We start from the raw sequence: 20,368 nt of genomic DNA on the forward strand, positions 1-20,368 counted from the left end.
GTCCAAAAAGGACGGGCGGGACGCCCATCCCACAATAACAATTAAAATTGTAAGTTATTTAATTCGCGATCCTTAGTAGATGGCGGTGAACTTTCTCCCCAGCACGACTCGCCACAGTCCCCTGTTAGATTGAAGTTTCTCGCTAATAGCTAAAATCTACACGGAAAAGGACGAATATTTTAACTCTCTGAGTTGTGTTCCGTCATCCATTTTTGGTAAGTATCCTCAAGTTGCTTGTCTTCCAGAACGAGTTCTAGGCGGACTTTCACGCAACCGTGACGGGGTTGAGAGGCGATCGAATTTAAGATTTTGCTAGCTTTCTGCACAGAGGTAAATTCAGCCTTAACTGTCGGTTCTTCGCGATCGGTCTTAATCTCAGTCAAATCTATACCGGTGATGCTTCCCTCGCCTAAATCTATTTCGGCCAACACCTTCGGATCGTCGCCGACTTGTTCGACAATCAGCTTTTCCCACTGGATAGGCACTTGTACCATCCGAGTTTCAATTTCTTTACGCACTATCACTTCGCCGACTTTGCGCTTGCTGCGATTGATCACCAATCGTTCTTCTAGCAGGCGAATTACTTCTTGATCGACAATATCGAAATTTTCCTCATCCTCATCTGTCTCCAAATCTGCATTTATGAGATCGGCATCTGTTAGATTTGACATAACTGTTGAGGGATTTGTTAACTCACTGTTGCTAAATTCACTATCCGGTTCTGAGGCATTTTCTAAATACGGATGCCCGCCATTTGCCGAAACTACTGGCAGCAGATCGACTTGATCCGAATTAATAGTTACAAACAGCGCTTTTTGGTGATAATCGACTTTTTTGAGCAGCTTAACACTTAATAAAAAAATGCGAGGATTGTCGCTGCCTAGCCCAGCCACCACAAAGTTTAACTGACCGTTAGCATCAAAATAGACATCTTTAACTTTGCCTACCAAGTGACCTTGGTTGTCTTTGACGGTAAAACTTTTTAGCTTAGTTCTGACTTTTTCAGGCACCCGGTTGAGACGGGTTATTGATTTGGCAGTTGCTATCTTTTCTGCTGATGCTTGACCGTTCATTTTTTAAACTTTCCTGCTTAGGGATTTTTATTATGAAGTGGTAAGGGGAAATTGGTAAAGGCGGGGAAAGTGCATAAACGTTGCCAAAACTAGACAAGTTTTGTACCCCCCCGCCCCTCACATAGGAATTGCGCGATCGCCACCAATCCAATCAAACCTGCGCGGTGACAGAATTATGTCATTAAGGCGCAATTCCTCTGCAATACCTGTTGCGGTTGGTTTAGATCTTTGGATTTTTATTATCTACAACCGCAGTTCCCTCAGTCTTAACGTCTAATTCTTCACGACGCAAGGTTTCTTCGCCCTCAACGGTGCTGCGAACAACTTCTTTTCTGACGTTGACTTCTTCGCGGACGAAAGCTTCCTTGTGAATGTCGGCCGTTTCTTCGTAGACTTCCATGCGTGCAACTTCCCCTGATTGGAAGTCAGCCTCACCGACTGAAACTACTCGACCCGCTTCTACCGGGGTTACTCGATCGATTACGACTCGTTCTTTTTCAATGGGTACTGAAGCTCGCGCTGTTTCAGTTTCCACGCGCTTGCCAACTGCTACTTCGCCTGTTTTTGCGCGGTTTTTGTTGGCAATCAAGCGTTCTTCATAAAGCTTGAGATTTTGGTGCTGCTGTTCGTTGGTTTCGTAGAGGGGGCGATCGATATCGTAGCTGTAGCTGCTGCGATCGTAGCTAGCAGGAGCGGCAGTGCTTGCCATAGCAGTGCTTGCCGCAGCAGTGTCTTGATTGCGGTAAACGCCTCTTACCTGTTCTTCGCGATCGTAATCTATTGATTCTAATTCATTGTAAGCCGGCAATTGTTCTGCTTGAGCTTTGCTGCGAAGGCCTGTTGCGTAGACCCGATGGGCTCCGTAGTCGAAGCGAGCCGAACCGATTGGCAACAATACTTTTTTGCCAAAAATCCAAATACCGGTATCAATTACCAGATAGCGGAAACGACCTGTGTCATCAACCAAAGCGTCATAAACCGTGCCTACTTTTTCATCCGAGTCGCCAGCATAAACATCAAATCCCTTGATGTCGTCTCCAGCAAAGATTTCTTCCTGATAATTAGGATAAAAGTCTGCTAATTTTTGAAGTGCCATGTGTTTTTTCCTCTTTGCTCTACTTAAATTAATAGTAGAAATTAATTCGTTCAGTTCCCTCTCCCTAAAGTCAGAAGTGTATAATTTAGGTTGTTTAATCCTAGAGGAATACTACGGCATCTCTGCTTCTGTGCTAGCGCGCTCAGCTCTTTTAAAGATTGTAAAACTATACAATCGTCAACCTTATAACAACTATTAAAACTCAAAGCCAACCGTAGGAACACGGCATTGCGGTGTCCTACTCCCCCTGCTGCATACTCCTTTTCTTTTGCGGTGTGCCTACTGTTAATAATTGTTAAGTAGGTGGTTAAAAATCAACATTACATAGTAAGACCCAAATATCAAAGCCCCTCATCTTGCAGGAGAGGGCAGAGCTGTTTTATTCTCAGGGAAATCATCGTTTTGTAGGGGTAGCGCCCCCGTGCCTACCCCCTCCACGGATGAAGGGAAATCATCGTTTTGTAGGGGTAGCGCCCCCGTGCCTACCCCCTCCACAGACGAGGGAATCCGTGTTTCAAATATCGGGGCAACCACGGGGGGTTTGCCCCTACGGATAATCAAACCGCCCTGCAGGAGAGGGGCTTGCGGAAAGCTAGAAATTTTCAGTTCAGAGTTGATTGAATTGAGTTCTGATAGCTTCTATCCGTTTGCGGTTAACTCCCAAATCCGACTCTCCCAGACGCGAAGCCGATCGCACATGGATGACTTTTGCTGCATCATCTACCAAAAATTCAACGTCATCAACAAACCCCATCAAAGCACTGGTGAACTCCGCATAGAGGTAATTATCAGTTGCCGTGATTATTTTAGTTTTTCCATAGGAGTCGATCGCGCCTTTGAGCTTTACCATCGCTTCACTCTGGGACGAAGTGTATCCCAAAGGCTCAATTTTGTGTTCGGCATCTTGACTGAAGCTGCTGACGCAGTTGGGGGAACTCGGGCACGCTGCGAGTTTTCCTGACACAATGCCGATATTGGCAGGTCTTTTTCCAGCAAACATGGTTTTTTCTCCTGGTATAGCGATAAAAGTAGCGATCGACAGTACCGCTACTGCTAGCAGTGATATTAAAATAACCAGGACTCTTTTCAATGCTGTCGGCGATTTTGTTTCAACTGTTTGCAAAGGATTAGCCCTCCAGAAAGTGCAAATTAAATCTAATTTTAATATTAATTGAAATTGACCTCGAAAAATCACAAAGATTTACTTTTTTCTTCAATTAACCAGTAAGTCAGCATTCTTCCTTTACCTTTAATCGGGATATAGCCTCGTTCTTCTAAAACAAACTGCTCTTTCAAACGCTCGTAAGTCGCCGCCGTAACTTGAATTTTACCAGGCAATCCATTCGACTCCATGCGTGAAGCAACATTAACAGTATCCCCCCACAAATCATAGCTAAATTTACTAATCCCAATAATTCCAGCCACCACTGAACCGCTGTGAATTCCGAGCCTCAATTGAAAATTTTCTCCCATTTTGGCATTAAACCTCCCCAAAGCTGCCTGCATCTCCAAAGCCAAAAGTGCGATCGCCTCAGAATGATCCTCCCGCGGCGTCGGCAAACCCCCAACCACCATGTAAGCATCCCCAATCGTCTTAATCTTTTCCAACCCGTGCAATTCAGACAACCTATCGAACTCCGAGAAAATCCCGTTCAAAATTTCTACCAACTGCGTCGGACTTTTGTGAGCCGAGAACTCTGTAAAACCCACCAAATCAGCAAACAAGACGCTCACCTCATCAAAATGGTCCGCTATCAACTTTTGCTCTTTTTGCAAGCGATCGGCAATAGGTTTCGGTAAAATATTCAGCAGCAATTTCTCTGTTTGCTCTTGCTGCAATTTCAGTGCTGCCTCAGCTTGTTTCCGCTGAATTAGCGAACCTAGCTGCGTAGCAACCGCACTCACTAATTCCAACAAGCGCGGTTGACCTTTCAGAACTTTTTCGCGATAAAAAATCAAAATAGCTAACACTTGATTGTCCGCCAAAATTGGCACCCCAAAAGCCGCTTTCAATCCCACAGCGGCCGCAATTTCCGACCGTAAAAAAACTTGTTCCGGTGCAGTAGAAACATCCTCGATCCATTCAGACTGCTGCGACTGCCAAATCCTCCCCTGGAGTCCCACACCGGGAGCAAAAGTTAACTGCCAACTTGTCTGTCGGAATTGGGCAAAACTGGAGTCGCTGACGTACCTGCCTGTCGCGCTTTTTAAAACGCCCTCACTGCAAGGAATCCAAGCTTCGCCCAGATTCCATTCAATTGTTTGGCAAATTAAACCTAAAATCACATCTATAGCAGACTCAAAATCCTCAGATTTGCTAATAGCTTGAGTTGCCTGCAGCAGCAATCTCGTTTCCATTTCCACCTGGCGGCGCTCAGCTATTTCCTGGTGCAACTGGATATTTTGATCTGTCAACTTTTGATTTTTTTCTTGCAATTGCATTTGCAATGAACGCACAGTAAGTTGATTGCTCACTCGCGCCAATACTTCTTTCACCTGAAAAGGTTTGGTGATATAATCCGCTCCGCCCACTTCAAAAGCTTTTGCTTTATTTATTCCTTCTTCTAGCGCGCTGAGAAAAATGATGGGAATTTCCCTAAATTCCGATTGTGATTTTAATTTTTTACATAGTTGGTAGCCGTCAATATCCGGCATCATAATATCGAGTAAAATCAAATCTGGTGCGCTCGATTGAATAGCATCTAAAGCCGAAAAACCATTAGTAACAGGTCGAACTTTATAGCCATTTTTTTGCAATATTCTAATCAACAAACGCAGATTATCTGGCGTATCGTCAACTACTAAAATATCCGCTTGATAGTTTTCAGTTTGTTCCGCCTTCATCTGCATTATCTGAGTCCTCCGCCTCGGCAATTAAATTGAGAATTTTCTGGTAATCAAAATTATCGAGATGACCCTGGAGGATTTCCGCCAATTCAGGATGAGGCTCCCTTATTTCGTCGATTGTCCTGACAATTAAGTCAAAATCAGCACTGCGGATTACCTGCTTCATGTTGTCTATCCATTCTGCAGGAAGTGTAGCTAAATAAGCAAGCGCAGCATTAGGGAGGGAGTCTGATAAATTATTTCGATCGCCTATTGAGATAAAGTCCGTTGAGTTAGAATAGAGATACTTCACCCCCAAATGTTTGGTGAGGGTATCAAATATATCTGTTTTGCGGAAAGGTTTGCTAATAAAATCGTCGCAGCCGACCAATAAAGCAAACGCTTGCCTCCCTTCAATTGTACTAGCTGTCAAAGCAATAATCTTTGGAATCGGGGAGTCGGGATGGGAAATATTCCTTTCCCCCTTTCCTTGCTGCTCTTCCTCTCTCTGCTTGATTCTAGCCTTAATTTGTTTAGTAGCTTCGTAGCCGTCCATTACTGGCATTCGCACATCCATCAAAATTAAGTGCGGATGCCAATTTTCCCACATTTCTATTGCTTCCTGGCCGTTGGTGGCTTGTTCCACCCCAAAACCTAAAGGAGAAAGCATTTTGACTAAAAGTTGGCGGTTGTCTTCGCGATCGTCCACAATTAAAATCCGGTAGCACGGTTGATTGGGTTTCAACCCAGTAACTTCGCGGTTAAGTTGCGGAGCGGGAAGATCAGCAGCATAAACCGCACCGACGGGAATTTCAAATTTAAAAGTGGTGCCGAGTTCCAGTTGACTTTCTACGACAATTTCTCCTCCCATCAGGCGGACAAATTGACGGCTGATATTCAATCCTAAGCCCGTGCCTTTCTGAATCTTTTGACCGGAAGCGGTTTGCACAAATGCCTTAAAAATATTGCCCAATTCTTCCGAAGCAATGCCCACTCCTGTATCTTCAATTTCAAAGAGAAGGAAAAAACCTGGCACAGTTAAATCCTCCGTCTCATCCCTCCATTCAACGGTTGCAGAATTACTGCTACTTCTCGAAAAATCCCGAATGCTTCTTGTGGTATCAAAGCAAGCTGTGGGACTCTCCAATAAATCCAGAAATCCCGATTTTTCTAACTTTATAACTCTTAAGATTATTTCGCCTCTTTGCGTAAACTTAATCGCATTACTCAGAAGATTAATCAGCACTTGCCGCAGTTTAATATCATCGGTTCGCACGTACTGGGGAACGTCAGCATCGCGCTGGAAACGCAACTGCAATTCTTGATTCTCTACCCGCAGTTGAAACATATCTTGCAAATCGTCAAGCAAGCGGTAGAGGTCGAAATTTTTCGGGTCGAGCGTCATCTGCCCCGCTTCGATTTTTGACAAGTCTAAGACTTCATTGATCAAGCTAAGCAAGTGTTCGCCACTACGGCGAATAATTCTCATATTTTCTCGGTTTTCGACAGTAAGATTCGGGCTGGGTTCCATGATTTGCGCGAACCCGAGTATGGAATTGAGAGGGGTGCGTAACTCGTGGCTCATATTGGCCAGAAACGTGCTTTTAGCTTTGTTTGCTGCTTCAGCAGCTAATGCGGCTTGTTGCAGTTGTTCTGTGCGTTCGTCAATTTGGGCTTCTAAGGTGTGGTGGTAATCTGCTAGTATTTTTTCGGCTTGTTTGCGATCGCTAATATCTTGAAAAGCTGCGATCGCATAAACAATATTTCCGCTAGCGTCAAAAATCGGCGTGGTATTGATCTCGATCGCAATTCTTTTGCCATCTTGACGGATTTCTACATCATCAACCTTGACAAATTCTCCTTTCAGTGCACGCAAAATTGGCAGATTATCCGGCGGGTAAAGCTCATCAGTATTGGCAACATAAAGTTGATAAGTAGCAGCTAATTGTTCCGCAGTGCTTTCCGGGATAATGTCTGCACCCAGCAAATCCCGCGCTGTCTGGTTGAAATAGGCGATCGAGCCGTCGGGATGATAAACAGATACCCCCACTGGCAAAGCTTCTAAAAATTGACTCAGGCGGCTTTCACTCGCAGACAGCGCCTCATTTGCTAGCTTTAACTCCTCGTTTACTTCTTGGCGCTTATGAATTTCATCTGTTAATTTTTGATCTTGCAAATAACTGTGAACTGCTTCCACTACCGTTAATTTTAAGTCTTCATTTTGCCAAGGTTTAGGGATATAACGGTACAATTTAGCATACTTGATAGCATTGCTCAGGGCTTCCAAATCAGCTTGCCCCGTTAGCATAATGGTCAGCGTCTCCGGCGAGCTTTCGTGAATTTTTCTGAGCAGTTCATCCCCTTTAATATCCGGCATAATATAATCGGAAAGCACCAAAGCAATCTCGTATTCATCGGCCTGCAAATCGGCCAGCAACTCTAAAGCATCAGCCCCCCCTTCAGCGGTTTCAATTATACACTGATCGCCGATCGCCTTTTTCAGTTCAATCTTTAAACTGTTCAAAACGTCAGGTTCATCATCAATACAAACAATCACAGGTTTTTTCATAAATTAGCCAGCCCCGATTTTATAGTCTCTATTAAGTCTTTGCTTTGCCAGGGTTTGTACAAACAACAGTATAAATCTGCTTCTTCTACTGCCCGCTGAACTGCCGCAGCATCCGCTTGACCCGTCAACATCACCTTAATAATTTTAGGATATTTTTGGTGAACTTTAATTAAAAGTTCGTCACCTTTAATTCCCGGCATCAGCCAATCAGAAACAACTACAATCACTTGATCTTCTTCTTGAAAATTCTCAAGTAAATCTAAAGCTTCATCACCACTTTCAGCTAATTCATAAAAGTAATCATTTTTAAATTCATTTTTTAGCTGCATCTTGAGAGTATTCAAGATATCGGGTTCATCGTCAACGCAAAGAATTACAGGCTTATTCATCTTTTCCTCTCTGCTTGAATTTTAGTAGGTTTACCGACATAGCGTGCTTTTACGTTATTGATTTCGGGCAAGGATGCAGGATATCTGTTCCCTATCTTATTTTAATAGGACTTCGGAAGATCAACCCAGTTTCTCGTAATAAATCTTGTATTTGTCAGCGAGACAGCGACGAGTGTCAATCGATTTTAGATTTTAGATTTTAGATTAAAGAATTGAAGCATTGACTTGCGCGAGATAAATTCGGGCGTTTGTTTATCGGATACAGGTTTTTTATTTCTGGACGGATGAATCCGGGGGCTTGCATCCTGGATGCTTTCCGTCAGAGGGAATCAGCCTCCAGCAGGTAAGTTTTGTTTAATAAATTGGCAGCGAGACTGTAAAAGTTGTCTGCCCCGGTACAGAATCTACAGCAATTGTGCCTTGGTGTTTTTCCACAATTTTTCTTACAATATCCAATCCCAAACCGCTACCTTCGCCCGCAGATTTAGTCGTAAAAAAGGGCTGAAAAATTTTGGGAATAACTTCTGAGGGAATACCTTTACCGTTATCAGTAAACTTGAGGAAAATATTTTCCTCTTGCTGCCGAGTTTCAATTGTCAAAATACCTTTATAATCCATTGCTTGCAGGGCATTATGAACGAGATTAGTCCAAACTTGATTTAAATCATCGGGATAGCACATAATTTGGGGTAAATCTCCATAATTTTTAACTACTTCTATACCGTGTTTCAGTTGATTTTGATAAAGGGTTAACACCGTTTCAATGCCATCGTGCAAGTTCGCCTGGACTTTTTCTGGTTTGCTATCAAAATGAGCGTAGGTTTTTAAGGCAAATACTACTTTTCCCGACTTCGCTGTTGCTCTTTGGATCAGGCTAATACTTTTTTTAAAGCTCGCAAACTGGTAAGCACTATTTAAAACTACTTCCCAATCCGGCGATTTAAAAAGCGGCAAAAACTCTTCTATTTTTTCGTAGATTTCCATGTCAACTAAAGTATCCGCAATTTCCTCGGCGTTTTCAACAGATTCTGCACTCAAATCCGCCGTCAACTGCTGCTTAAATTTGCGCTTTTCTCTGCTTGTGAATAAAACTTCTTGATGGGTGGCTCTGTAGAGTAAAGCTAAAAAATAAGCTTTGCTTTCCTCAGAAAGTTGTTGATAAATTTCCGGAAATTTTTCTAAAAACTCGTCAGAAAAATTAGCTATATTATTAATAGAGGAACCTATAATGCCTAGGGGGGTATTGATTTCGTGGGCAAGGCCGGCAATCAGTTGTCCCAGGGCTGCCATTTTTTCCGATTGAATCAAATGCTCTTGGGTGGCTTGCAGTTGGTGAAGCGCCGTTGCTAAATCTTGATTTTTCTCTTGCAAAGTTTGTTGCAGTGAGCAAATTTTTAAATGAGTTTCTATCCGGGCTAAAACTTCTTCAACCTGAAACGGTTTAGTAATAAAGTCAACTCCGCCAACTGCAAAAGCTTTAACTTTATCCAGCACGTCATTGATCGCACTAATAAAAATAACAGGAATGTCTTTGGTTATTTCAGAAGCTTTGAGTTGCTGGCAAACTTGATAGCCGTCCATTTCCGGCATCATAATATCCAGCAGCACTAGATCCGGGGGTATTTTTTGAGCTGCAGACAATGCTAGCTTGCCATTGGGTACCGGGCGAACTTGATAGCCTTTTTCGCTCAAAATTCCTGTCAGCAGCCGCAGGTTTTCTGGGGTATCGTCCACTACTAAAATATTAGCTCGATTGGTTTTAGGTAAAGTTGAAGTCATCGGGTATTTACTGTTTCTCGCTGAACTCGATTATGTTCAAAATTCTGTCATATTCAAAATTATTAATGCAATCTTGAAGCTTGGCCGCAAGAGAGGGATTGACAGTGCCGATTTGTGCGATCGAAGTCGCGATCGCCTCCATGTCCACACTCAAAATACTTTGCTTGAATTGGGCCATCCAGTCTGGAGAAAGAGAGGCGAAAGCCTCCGGTGTCAGCACATCCTGACTTGGCTCCCCTAAACCTGCGCCACTGACTGCTGTTGGATCTTCATAAATATAGCGTACTCCTAAATGTTTTCCCATTGCCACAAAGATATCCTCCTCTCGGAACGGTTTCCGCATAAAATCATCGCAACCCGCCGAAAGAATCACCGCCCGTTCTTCCTCCAAAACGCTAGCAGTTAGGGCCACAATCGCCGTTGCTTGCCCGCCAGTTGTAGTTTTAATCTGTTTCGTTGCGTCATAGCCGTCCATGACAGGCATTCTCATGTCCATCCAAATCAGATGCGGTTCCCACTCCATAAAAATATCAACCGCTTCTTTACCGTTATTCGCTTCTCTCAACTCAAATCCGAGTGGACTGAGAAGTTTTACTAACAGTTGGCGGTTCAAAGGTTTGTCGTCCACAATTAGCAAGCGATAACTCGGCTGATTCGGTTCGAGGGCAACAACTCGGCGTTGAGTTTTTTTGGTTTCAATATCACTAGCTTCAACCAGATGAACTTGGATATCAAACTGAAATACTGCACCCTTTCCGAGCTCGCTGCTAACAGTAATTTCACCTCCCATTAATTGCACGAACTGGCGGCTAATAGCTAAACCTAAACCAGTTCCTTCCTGAGAATCTTTACCTGTTTTCGTCTGCACGAATGCTTCAAACAACTGATGGATTTCCTCAGCAGCAATGCCTCCACCAGTATCTTGAACTTCAAAATGCAGCCAGTAGCGGCCGGGCAATTGGTCAGTGCTGTTTTTATGTATATTCCGCCTTCCTCCTTTGACTTGCATCGACACTCCCCCTTCTGAAGTAAATTTAATTGCATTATTGAGCAAATTAATTAACACTTGCCGCAATTTAACTTCATCCGTACAAATGTAATTGGGAACTTCTGCGTCTCTGTCGAAGATTAATTGCAAACCTTTTTGCTCAGCTTTGAGCGCAAACATATCTTCTAAATCGTCGATTAGTTGGTACAAATTGAAGCTTTTTTCATTAATCGTCGTGCGTCCGGCTTCGATTTTTGACAAGTCTAAAACTTGGTTAATCAAAGCCAGTAAATGTTCGCCACTCCGCAGGATAATTCCGACATCTTCTTGATGTTCCTGAGACAAAGTTTTACTGCGGATCATGACTTGAGCAAAGCCGATGACCGCGTTCAGGGGCGATCGCAATTCGTGGCTCATATTGGCGAGAAAGGTACTCTTCGCTTTGTTGGCTGCTTCGGCCGCTTCTTTCGCCTGCTGCAGTTTGATTTCCGCTTGTTTGTTATCAGTAATATCTTTAATAAAACCTTCGTAGTAAAGTAGATTTCCTGCTTCATCGCAAGCAGCGCGACAATTTTCCGAAATCCAGATTATGCTGCCATCTTTGCGGTAAATTTCCGATTCAAAGTTTGATAGTATCCCGTACTCGTTCATCAGCGCTGCAAATTCGTCGCGGCGGTTGGGTTTCACGTAAAGCTGGTTATGGAAATTCGGCTGTGCTGCTATTAATTCGGCGGGCGAGTCGTAACCATAGATGTTAGCTAAAGCGGGGTTAGCGCTGATGTATTTCCCGTCAATAGCAGTTTGAAAAATTCCATTTAAAGCATTTTCATAAATGTTGCGGTACTTTTCTTCTGCTTCCCGGAGGGCAGCTTCTGCTTTTTGGCGCTCGGTAATATCGCTAGAAATCGACAAAAAACAAGCTTCTCCGTCAATATCGATGGTTTCTATCGACAGCAGGGCCGTTCTTTCTGTACCATTTTTATTGCGAAACCTCAGCTCATAATTGTGAAGTGCTGTCTTATTTTTTAACATTTGAATCATGCGATCGCGCTCTCCCAAACTCGCCCAGAAATTGAGTTCTACCGCTGTTTTTCCAATGATTTCGTCGTGACTGTACCCCATCATCCGACAAAAGCTCTCATTGGCTTCTATGTGGCGACCATCGCTGATTCGAGTCAGGGTAATTGCATTAGGACTTAAACGGAAAGCTTTAGAAAACTTTTCTTTTGCCTTGGCAAGATCGGCGGTACGTTCTGCAACTTGCACTGCTAAATTGTCGTTGTATTCCTTTAATAATTTCTCCGCTAGTTTGCGTTCTGTAATATCTTGAAAAGCGCACATCCCGTAGATAATATTTCCTTGAGCGTCATAAATAGGAGTTCCCCAAACTTGCAGGGGAACAGTTTTGTCAGTCGAGGAGATTTCAATGTCATCAACAGTTACACTTTTACCCTGCAAAGCATTTAAAATTGGGTCGCGTTCCGCCGGGTAAATTTCCTGAGTACCCGCTAAATAAACTCGGTAGGATTGACGTAAACTTTCGGAATCGGCTGGGACAATTCCTTGAGATAAAAGTTGCTCTCCGGTAGGATTAATGTAGTAAGGTTGACCTTTGGAATCTGCAATAAAAATCCCTAGCGGTACGGCATTAAAAAATTGTTGGACTCGGTTTTCGCTTTCCAACAGAGAAGTAAATGAATGCTGCAATTGCTCGGCCATACTGTTAAAAGCAGTGGCAAGTTCTCCGAGTTCATCTTCGCGATTCAGAGTGAGCTTTGTATCCCATTCATTCCGTGCCAAAGCTTTCGCCGCCGCATTCAATCTTAAAATCGGCTGAACTACCCATTTAGCAGTAAGAATCCCCAGAATTGTCGCCCCCATCAATGCTGCAAGCGACAGTAAAAAAGTCGTGCGCGTGTTGAGGTTAATTTGCTCCATAAAGTCAGACTCTGGTACAACTACTACAATCAGCCAATCCAACCCTCGATCGTCTTTAAAAGGAGCTACCTGAATAAAATTTCGCTTGCCATCAATATCAAAAGTAAGTTGTTGAGAAATATTGATTTTAGTTAAGCTGTCGTAGAATTTATCTAAATGTTGTGCAGTTTGGCGAATTACCGGATTCTCGCTTTCTGAAGCTTTAATGCGCCTTGTTTCTTTACCTTCCACCACGAATTCTGGACTCGCCGTTGAAGTAGCAATTAACATCCCCGATCGCTCCATGACAAAAGTTTGTCCTGATTTGCCAATTTTGAGGCTAACCAGAAATTCTTTGATTCGGGAAAAGAGCAAATCGCTGCCAGCTACTCCTAACAATTTGCCAGCGTCGTCGTAGATAGGCAAAGCAGCAGTAATTGCCAGTTCCCTCGTCAAAAAATCTGTATAAATTGGAGTCCAAATTGGTTTTTTAGCCGCAGCCGCAGCTATGTACCAAGGGCGAGTTCGCGGGTCGTAAAAATTGGGTGAAATTTGCACTAATTGAACGCGGTTTCCCTGAGAGTCCGCAGTATATCGAGATAATTTATTGCCAGTAGAGCTGTCAGCAGCCGATATCAAAATCCCATTTTTAGTGCGGATTGCTCCAGAGTGTTCTCCATTTTCTTTGCCTGTGTAAATGATGCTGATAGAATCAAAATATTGAATTTGTTCGAGGAAATGATGTTCCAGTTTTTGCTTTTCTTCTAGGTTCAAATGCCCCAGTTTTATGCCTTGAACGTTCAGGTGATTGACAATGTGGGGAATTGACATATAATTTTCCATGCGGTCTTTGATGCGATCGCTAATTTCTCCCCGCAACTGAGCGGCCACATCGTTGACTGCCCGCTGACCGTTTTGGAAAGATAGCCAACCTACAACTCCTACCGTGCCGACAATTTGCACTAAAAAAGGAACCACGAGCACCGTTTGTAATGGAACTTTGCCGATAAATTTTGTAGCCAAACGATTGAGGGGTTTAGGAAACATATTCGTCCTAAAAGTAATTTAAATGGGCAGTTGAAATTAGTAGATTTTATAATCTTAGAGGGATAGACCAGCGAGTCATATCAAACCCGGTTAATCATATCACTTCCGGTTGCACTCATACATGACTGTTGACTGTTGACTGTTGACTGTTGACTGTTGACTGTTGACTTGGTGTCGAAAAACTCAATGCTTGACTGTTGACTGTTGACTTGGTGTCGAAAAACTCAATGGTTGACTGTTGACTGTTGACTGTTGACTGTTGACTTGGTGTCGAAAAACTCAATGGTTGACTGTTGACTGTTGACTGTTGACTTGGTGTCGAAAAACTCAATGGTTGACTCTTATCCGATGCAACGGGAAACGATATCACTCATTATCAAATTGTTTGAGTTCGACGTTTAAGAGTTTTGAGGACTTCCGTCCTCACTAAGTAAGTAGGTGCAAATAAACATTACATGGTTCGGGCGGGTGAGAGGACTCATCTACTCGCTTCGATCGTGGATCTTAACTCAACCCTCCCTGATAAGATACTATGGTTATTTGGCGATGACCTACTTACAAACTTAAAGTTCGCGATCGCACTCCGACCCAAGACAGCGGGTTTCTGCTTGGCTCAAACACCGGGTTTTCTACTGCATCTGCGGGATCGAACGAAGTATTGCTGTGAAAAAACCAAGGTGAGGATTACCCGTGGAGCGCGGACTAACTTAATTAGAGTACGATCGCCCAAATGTTAGCACGATCGCACTATCCACAGCAGCACACACCCGAAAAATCTGTATTTACCTGCGATTCAACTCCATCCTTTCGCCGTAACGTAAAAGCATATCCAAACTCTCCAAACGATTTTGCCAAGTTTGCACTTGATAGCTATTTTCGGCAGAATGCAAGCGCATCGAAGATTGAAATTGAGATTGAAAACTCCCCAACAATCTTTTAGCAGTTGCTAAACTTTCTCTAGAAGGATTTGCCGCCAACTTGCTCAAAGCTTGCGCCAATTCATCGGCTCGACTTTGCAAAACTTTCAGTTCAGATTCCGACACCCGCAACTGATTGTTAGCCAACAAAAAACTCCATTCCTGCTTGAGAGCAGTATACCGCGAAGCCGCCGCCGCAAACGGCTGTCGGTAAGGAATCGGCTCTGCAGCAGAAGTGGAACGCACTGGGGTGCCTTGAGTGCGGTTAAAAAAGCCCTGCATCCCGCTGCTGATACTTTCCACCGCAAAAATAGCATAGCCCCCAGTCGGCAAATCGCGCAAAGCTTGAATTTGGTCGATCGCCACAACTTCCGGGAGAGTCAACAACTTAACCGACGGAGAAATCAAAGCCGAACCAAGCATTTGTTCCTTTACCAACGGTTCCGTAATGCGCTGAAGTCGGTTAGTATCCAAAGCATAAGTCATCGGCACAATCAAATCTACAATACCTTGACGAGCCCAAACTTCCCAATTTTGCTGAATTTTGTAAATCCGCTGACTTTCCGGGTGCGGAAACACCGCCACCGACAGAATTGTGCGCGGATAGTTCTGGCGCAAAAGCTGAGAAACTTCAGCTACAAAACTATTAATTTGATTAGTTTTAAATTCAACCCACTGCCGCCATAAACTGCCGTTCCGGGGGGAAATATTCACCGGATCTGCACCAGTCAACTGCTTAAATTGCTGCCTCGCAGCAATACCGTAACCGTAAGTAAAATTCGCATTGTCATCTTGAAAAGGATAGCGAATATAGTCTAATTGCACCCCATCTACTTTGTAGTTATTGGCAATTTCGCTGACAATTTGTAGCAAATAATTCCGCGCTTCCGGGTTCGCAGGATCGAGATAAAATTTACCATCGTTAGGATTTTGCGTGCGTCCTTTATTGTCAATATTTGCCCAATCTGGATGAGCGGAAAGCACCGGGCCTGGATAAGAACTAGGCTGGCCAATTAAAGTATTGTGGCGCTTATTTCCTATGGCAAAAACCCAAACCCAAGCGTGCAGTTCCATGCCTCGCTCGTGGGCTAATTTAACTGCCGATGCCAGCGGATCCCAGCCAACAGTCAGGGGATTTTGTTGCGGTGCAACTTGACTGGGATAAATGGTATATCCGGCATTCAAAGTTTCAAAGAAAACAGTATTGATACCGGCGGCGGCGAGTCGATCGAACACTGCCACCAAACCCTGTTCAGATCGTGCTGCGACGATCGTCCCGCGATCGAGCCAAACCGCCCGAATTTCCGCCCCAACCCGCTGTCCTTCCTTCGGGTAATTTTGCCACAGCAACTGCCGCGCTTCCACCCACTGCGATCTCGCCTCCGCGTAGTTTTGCTGTTGCAGGAGTTGGTCAAAAGTTTGCAAAACCTGCCGCGCTTGGGCGATCGCCCGCCCCCTGATCGCTTGTAGAACAGGGGGGCGACCGGCTGCCGGGCCGCCTCCGCCCTGTTCTGCAGCCACCAGTTGAGGGGAGGTAGCAGCATTGAGATTGATGGCGGTATTGGCTGAATTAGATGCTGTTAGGGCGCTTTCAAACCTGCCGAGGAGGTTAGTGAGTTCTTGGCGCATCAAGTACGCTTCAATGCTGACGATCGGCTTATTGGAATTTGGCTGCACGTCCAAACCCGCCGGCGCCGACTGATCGGAAGGGTCTGTAAAAGTTGCAGGAACTGGATCGGGAAGGGAACCAGAGGGAGAAAGTCGGCTCAGCGGGGTACTACGCGGCGAACTAGGGCTGTTTCTACTGACTCTGGAGGGGGGACTTGGCAGTGGGAGCGCGACACCAGTGGGCGGCGCTAGAGGTACAGAAGCGATTGTGCCTCCCCAGCGGGCGATCGAGGCTTGCAGCCAAGCCTTATCTACATTTGCCGAACCGTCGCTACCCCAGCGCCAGCCAAGATAGGTAGCGCGATCCGTGGCGATGGCTGCGGAGGAACCGGAACTATCTTTCCAAGTAGCAATAGTTTGACTGTTCGCATCAGCCGGAATCAAGACACCGCCTTGGACTGAAACATTTTTTTGTTCTGGTGGCACCCAACTGTTAGAAGTAGTGCAAGCCAGATCTCGACAGCGGCTGCGTGGTTGTGGCGTCGCCGGCTGGGTTAACGGAAAAGCCCAATAGGCCCCAAGGAGCGAGCGCAAAGATTGGCGCACCAAGGCCGGGGAACTGCGGCCGACGGGGCCCGAAGCAATCAAGCGGCCGCCCTGGGAGGCCCAAGCTTCTAAAACTTTAATTTGCGTCGGACTCAAAGTTTCAATATTGGGCAAAAACAGCACGTTAACGCCTGTTAAATCCGCCGTACTTTTGATTTCTTCGAGATTGATTGGTTTGTAAGCAATGCCGCTTTCCCAGAGGCGCGTGGTAATCTTTACCCAGTCGGGAGAATTCTCGGAACTGCGAACAACGCCCAGAACTACTTCTGCGAAACTCGGAGAGGGAAATAGGATGAAGAGATTGAGTAATGTACTCGCTAGAGTTCCAATTAAGACTCTTTGCAAGAAAGTAAAAAAGCGAATTTTTTGAACCTGGGAGCAGGCATCAGGCATTTGAACAGGCTTTTTGATTTGTTGCATAAATATGAGAATTACTCACCACACCGCTAAAGAAAAATTTAATAACAATTAAGAGCGATCGATTTTAGATTTTAGATTTTAGATTTTAGATTTGGGGTTTTAGATTTGGGATTTTAGATTTAAATCTGGGTCTATTCCTCATGACTGTTGACAGTTGACTGTTTGGACATTTGGGCCTTTGAACAATACCGATGCCACCGAAAACGATTTTAGATTAAAATCTGTGTGCATTTGGGTTGAAAAACCAAAAATACAATTAAGAGGCCAACAGTCAACAGCCAACAGCCAACAGCCAACTGTCAACTGTCAACTGTCAACTGTCAACACTTTTCTAAGTTGCAGCTTCATTCACCGGAAAACGATCGATTAACTGCATCGCCCGACAAGCATTCCTCCGCAAAGAATCCGAAACATGAGGAACATGAGGAATCTGAGACAAGAAATCCAAAGTCCGGCGCAAAATCCGCACCACATCCCCTTCATCCAAACTCGTATGGCTAATCAGTTCCAGCCATTCAACGCCCAGAGCCCACTGTTCGACCAAAGTCACTAAATCCCGTTCCAGCCAAATCGGGATTGCAGCTTCATGACGGTACTGAACTTGAAACAATCGGCGGCGCAGGCCTTTTTGCAGATTGTCCAAAGGTGCCAAAACTTCCGGGGACAGCGAGTAGTGAGTCCAACTGTCCGGCCTGGAAACTTCTGTAACTAAAGCCGCGCAAGCAGCAGCGAGGTGGTGGGGGTCGAGTTCATCAAACTCCGCAGACATTAGGGACAAACCCAGCCACAGTTCATTATCGCCACGAATGGCGGCGCAAGCTTGGCCCAAGACTGTGGGCACTAACCTGTCGGAGGAGTCATCTCGGTTTACAGTTGCCGAAACTACTCTTTCTAAGCAGCCGAAATTCAGCAAGATGTCGATTAAATTGAGAAATTGCTCCCAGTAGCGAGCTCGCTGCTTTTCTAAGTCTTGTTCGCTTTTGCGAACTTCTTTTTTCAATTCTTCTCGGCGGCGCTGGCGTTTGAGCAAAGTACCGGGATTGCCCCATTCTAGAACCGGGTGAATTTCTAGCTTAGCTTCTACGGCTGCGATTTTCTGCAGTTGCTCGATCGCCTCTGGGCTGGGTTCTGGTGTCGGCAATTGTGGGATCGATGCAGCAATTGAAGCAGTTTCTTCAGTTCCCAAGCGGCACTGGCCGAGTCTCAGAGCCATTTCCGGCGGCGGGTTCAAGGTATCTGCAACGCTCAAGCGGGGTAATTCGGCGTGCAGGGTAGCAACATCGCTAATGGCGACGATATACCAGCGGTTATCTTTGCCCAAGCACACCAAATTTGGAGCTTGGCCCGAACCTGCGATTTTGGCAACCAATACGGCGGGTACAGGATTTGTGTGCGATCGTTTGGCTGTCGGAACGTGCTTACCTTTGAGACTCAGAACCGTGCCGAGCACTGCAAAAGCCACAGCTACGGACATCTCCTTAAATCTGGCTTCTTCAGCTTGCTGCAAGAGAATTTTGAGCAAACGTTTGTCTTCTTTGAGTCTTGCCTGCAATTTTTCGTAATGGGCGAGCTCTTTTTCCAGGGTGGAGACATTTCCTCCGGCCGCCAGGGACTGTTCAAGCACCGCCAATTCTGTTTGCAGCCGGTCTAATTCTTCTTGCTGTGGCTGCAAGTACAAGGTAGACAGGTATTGACCGAAACTCCGCTCTACCAACTCTTGAGCTTCATCGAGAGTGTGAGTTTGCAGCAAATTCAGCACCATGCCGTAGCTGGGCGTAAACTGACTGGCGAGGGGGTCGGCTTTGGCTGTTGCCAAATAAGAGGCTTCTTTTGCGCCTTCAAAGCGCGTCTGAACTGCGACGACGTGCCCCAGCTTGTCCATGCCCCGCCGACCAGCCCGACCGGCCATTTGCAGGAATTCTGAAGCGTTTAGCAGTCGGTGTCCCTTGTCCGTGCGCTTGGAAAGGGTGGAAATGACTGTGGTGCGGGCGGGCATATTAATCCCGGCTGCTAGGGTTTCGGTGGCAAATACAACTTTAATTAAACCTCTGCCAAAAAGTTCTTCTACTAAACCTTTCCAAGCGGGCAAAATCCCTGCGTGGTGGGCGGCGATGCCTTTTAAAAGTGCTTCTTTTTGACCGAAGCGTTCTGCTTCTGGGTTTCGCTGTAAAAAATCGTCAATGATGCGTTTGAGTTCGGCTGTTTCGGCTTCGTTAACCAGGGAGAAATTGCCGACTTCTGCGACTGCTTGGTCGCACCCGCGACGGCTGAAGATGAAGTAAATTGCTGGTAGCATATCTCGATCGTCCAACCGGGATAAAACATCGGTCAAACTCGGAGTGGGAATGCTGCCTCTTTCTACTTTTTGCCCCTTCTTTTTGGGGACTAACCGGCCATTAACTCTTTTGCCGGTCTCGTCTAGCAGGGGAAATATCCCCTTTTGGTTGGCGAAGTGGAATTGCAGCGGCACTGGCCGAAAGTCTGAGTAGACGAGCTCTGTGGGCCCGTGGACTTTGTTAATCCAGTCTGTGAGTTGGTCGCTATTGGCAACGGTTGCTGAGAGGGCGAGCAGTTGAATTTCGCTCGAACAGTAGATGATCGATTCTTCCCAGACGGTACCGCGCTGGCGATCGTTCATGTAGTGACACTCGTCGAGCACCACGGTTTCTACTCCGGTGAGGGAAGTACCGACTTCTCCGATCGGCGTACCGTAGAGCATATTCCGAAATATTTCGGTAGTCATCACCAAAATCGGCGCATCTCGATTGACGGAGATGTCGCCCGTCAGCAAACCTACGTTGTCGTCTCCAAATTGACTGCGGAAGTCGCGCAGCTTTTGGTTAGACAAAGCTTTGAGAGGAGTGGTGTAGAAGACGCGCCGCCCTCGGTCGAGTGCTTGATGGATGGCGTATTCCCCGATTAACGTTTTCCCAGAGCCTGTGGGAGCGCACACGACAACGGATTTACCTGCATCGAGGGCGGCGATCGCCTCTCTCTGAAAGTTATCTAGCTCGAAGGGAAATATTGTCTTCAGATCCAGCTCTGGGCGGTTCTGGGCAGTGTCTGGCACAAGGATTATTATAAGGTTGCAGGGTAAGTATGCTTAAATCTTGCTGAAAGCAAGTCAGCAGAG

The 20,368-nt window shown here is 45.4% G+C and carries 11 protein-coding genes; all 11 read right to left on the reverse strand.

Annotation, left to right across the window (positions count from 1 at the left end; all coding sequences use genetic code 11):
* Positions 1 to 179 precede the first annotated feature (179 nt).
* Positions 180 to 1,073, reverse strand: a complete 894-nt coding sequence (locus QUB10_RS05075) for a DUF2382 domain-containing protein (RefSeq protein ID WP_333200115.1) — start codon at positions 1,071 to 1,073, stop codon at positions 180 to 182.
* 220 nt (positions 1,074 to 1,293) lie between these two features.
* Positions 1,294 to 2,169: a DUF2382 domain-containing protein gene (locus QUB10_RS05080; protein ID WP_333200117.1), complete on the reverse strand. Its 876-nt coding sequence runs from the start codon at positions 2,167 to 2,169 to the stop codon at positions 1,294 to 1,296.
* Positions 2,170 to 2,776: 607 nt separating this feature from the next.
* A complete protein-coding gene (locus tag QUB10_RS05085) occupies positions 2,777 to 3,292 on the reverse strand; it encodes a DUF1499 domain-containing protein (RefSeq protein WP_333200119.1) in 516 nt (171 codons plus the stop codon).
* A gap of 68 nt (positions 3,293 to 3,360) precedes the next feature.
* On the reverse strand, positions 3,361 to 5,019 hold the full coding sequence (locus tag QUB10_RS05090) for an adenylate/guanylate cyclase domain-containing protein (RefSeq protein ID WP_333200121.1): 1,659 nt from the start codon (positions 5,017 to 5,019) through the stop codon (positions 3,361 to 3,363).
* Positions 4,994 to 7,564 (reverse strand): response regulator, encoded by a 2,571-nt coding sequence (locus QUB10_RS05095; RefSeq protein ID WP_333200123.1) that lies wholly within the window; start codon positions 7,562 to 7,564, stop codon positions 4,994 to 4,996. The genes QUB10_RS05090 and QUB10_RS05095 overlap by 26 nt, the downstream gene beginning before the upstream one ends.
* Positions 7,561 to 7,953: a response regulator gene (locus QUB10_RS05100; protein ID WP_333200125.1), complete on the reverse strand. Its 393-nt coding sequence runs from the start codon at positions 7,951 to 7,953 to the stop codon at positions 7,561 to 7,563. Before QUB10_RS05100 ends, QUB10_RS05095 begins: the two co-directional genes overlap by 4 nt.
* Before the next feature lie 354 nt (positions 7,954 to 8,307).
* Entirely contained in the window at positions 8,308 to 9,732 is a 1,425-nt protein-coding gene (locus tag QUB10_RS05105; protein ID WP_333200127.1) for a response regulator, read from the reverse strand.
* Between the two features lie 7 nt (positions 9,733 to 9,739).
* Positions 9,740 to 13,684, reverse strand: coding sequence for a PAS domain S-box protein (locus QUB10_RS05110; RefSeq protein WP_333200129.1), 3,945 nt, complete (start codon positions 13,682 to 13,684; stop codon positions 9,740 to 9,742).
* 115 nt (positions 13,685 to 13,799) lie between these two features.
* The gene (locus tag QUB10_RS05115) at positions 13,800 to 14,015 is read right to left on the reverse strand and encodes a hypothetical protein (RefSeq protein WP_333200131.1); all 216 of its coding nucleotides are present in this window, start codon (positions 14,013 to 14,015) and stop codon (positions 13,800 to 13,802) included.
* Between the two features lie 451 nt (positions 14,016 to 14,466).
* Positions 14,467 to 17,208: a family 10 glycosylhydrolase gene (locus tag QUB10_RS05120; protein WP_445300800.1), complete on the reverse strand. Its 2,742-nt coding sequence runs from the start codon at positions 17,206 to 17,208 to the stop codon at positions 14,467 to 14,469.
* A gap of 358 nt (positions 17,209 to 17,566) precedes the next feature.
* Positions 17,567 to 20,305: a DEAD/DEAH box helicase gene (locus QUB10_RS05125; protein WP_333200135.1), complete on the reverse strand. Its 2,739-nt coding sequence runs from the start codon at positions 20,303 to 20,305 to the stop codon at positions 17,567 to 17,569.
* Positions 20,306 to 20,368: the final 63 nt, after the last annotated feature.

This window comes from Microcoleus sp. B5-D4, from assembly GCF_036705145.1.
In the GTDB taxonomy this organism is placed as follows: domain Bacteria; phylum Cyanobacteriota; class Cyanobacteriia; order Cyanobacteriales; family Microcoleaceae; genus Microcoleus.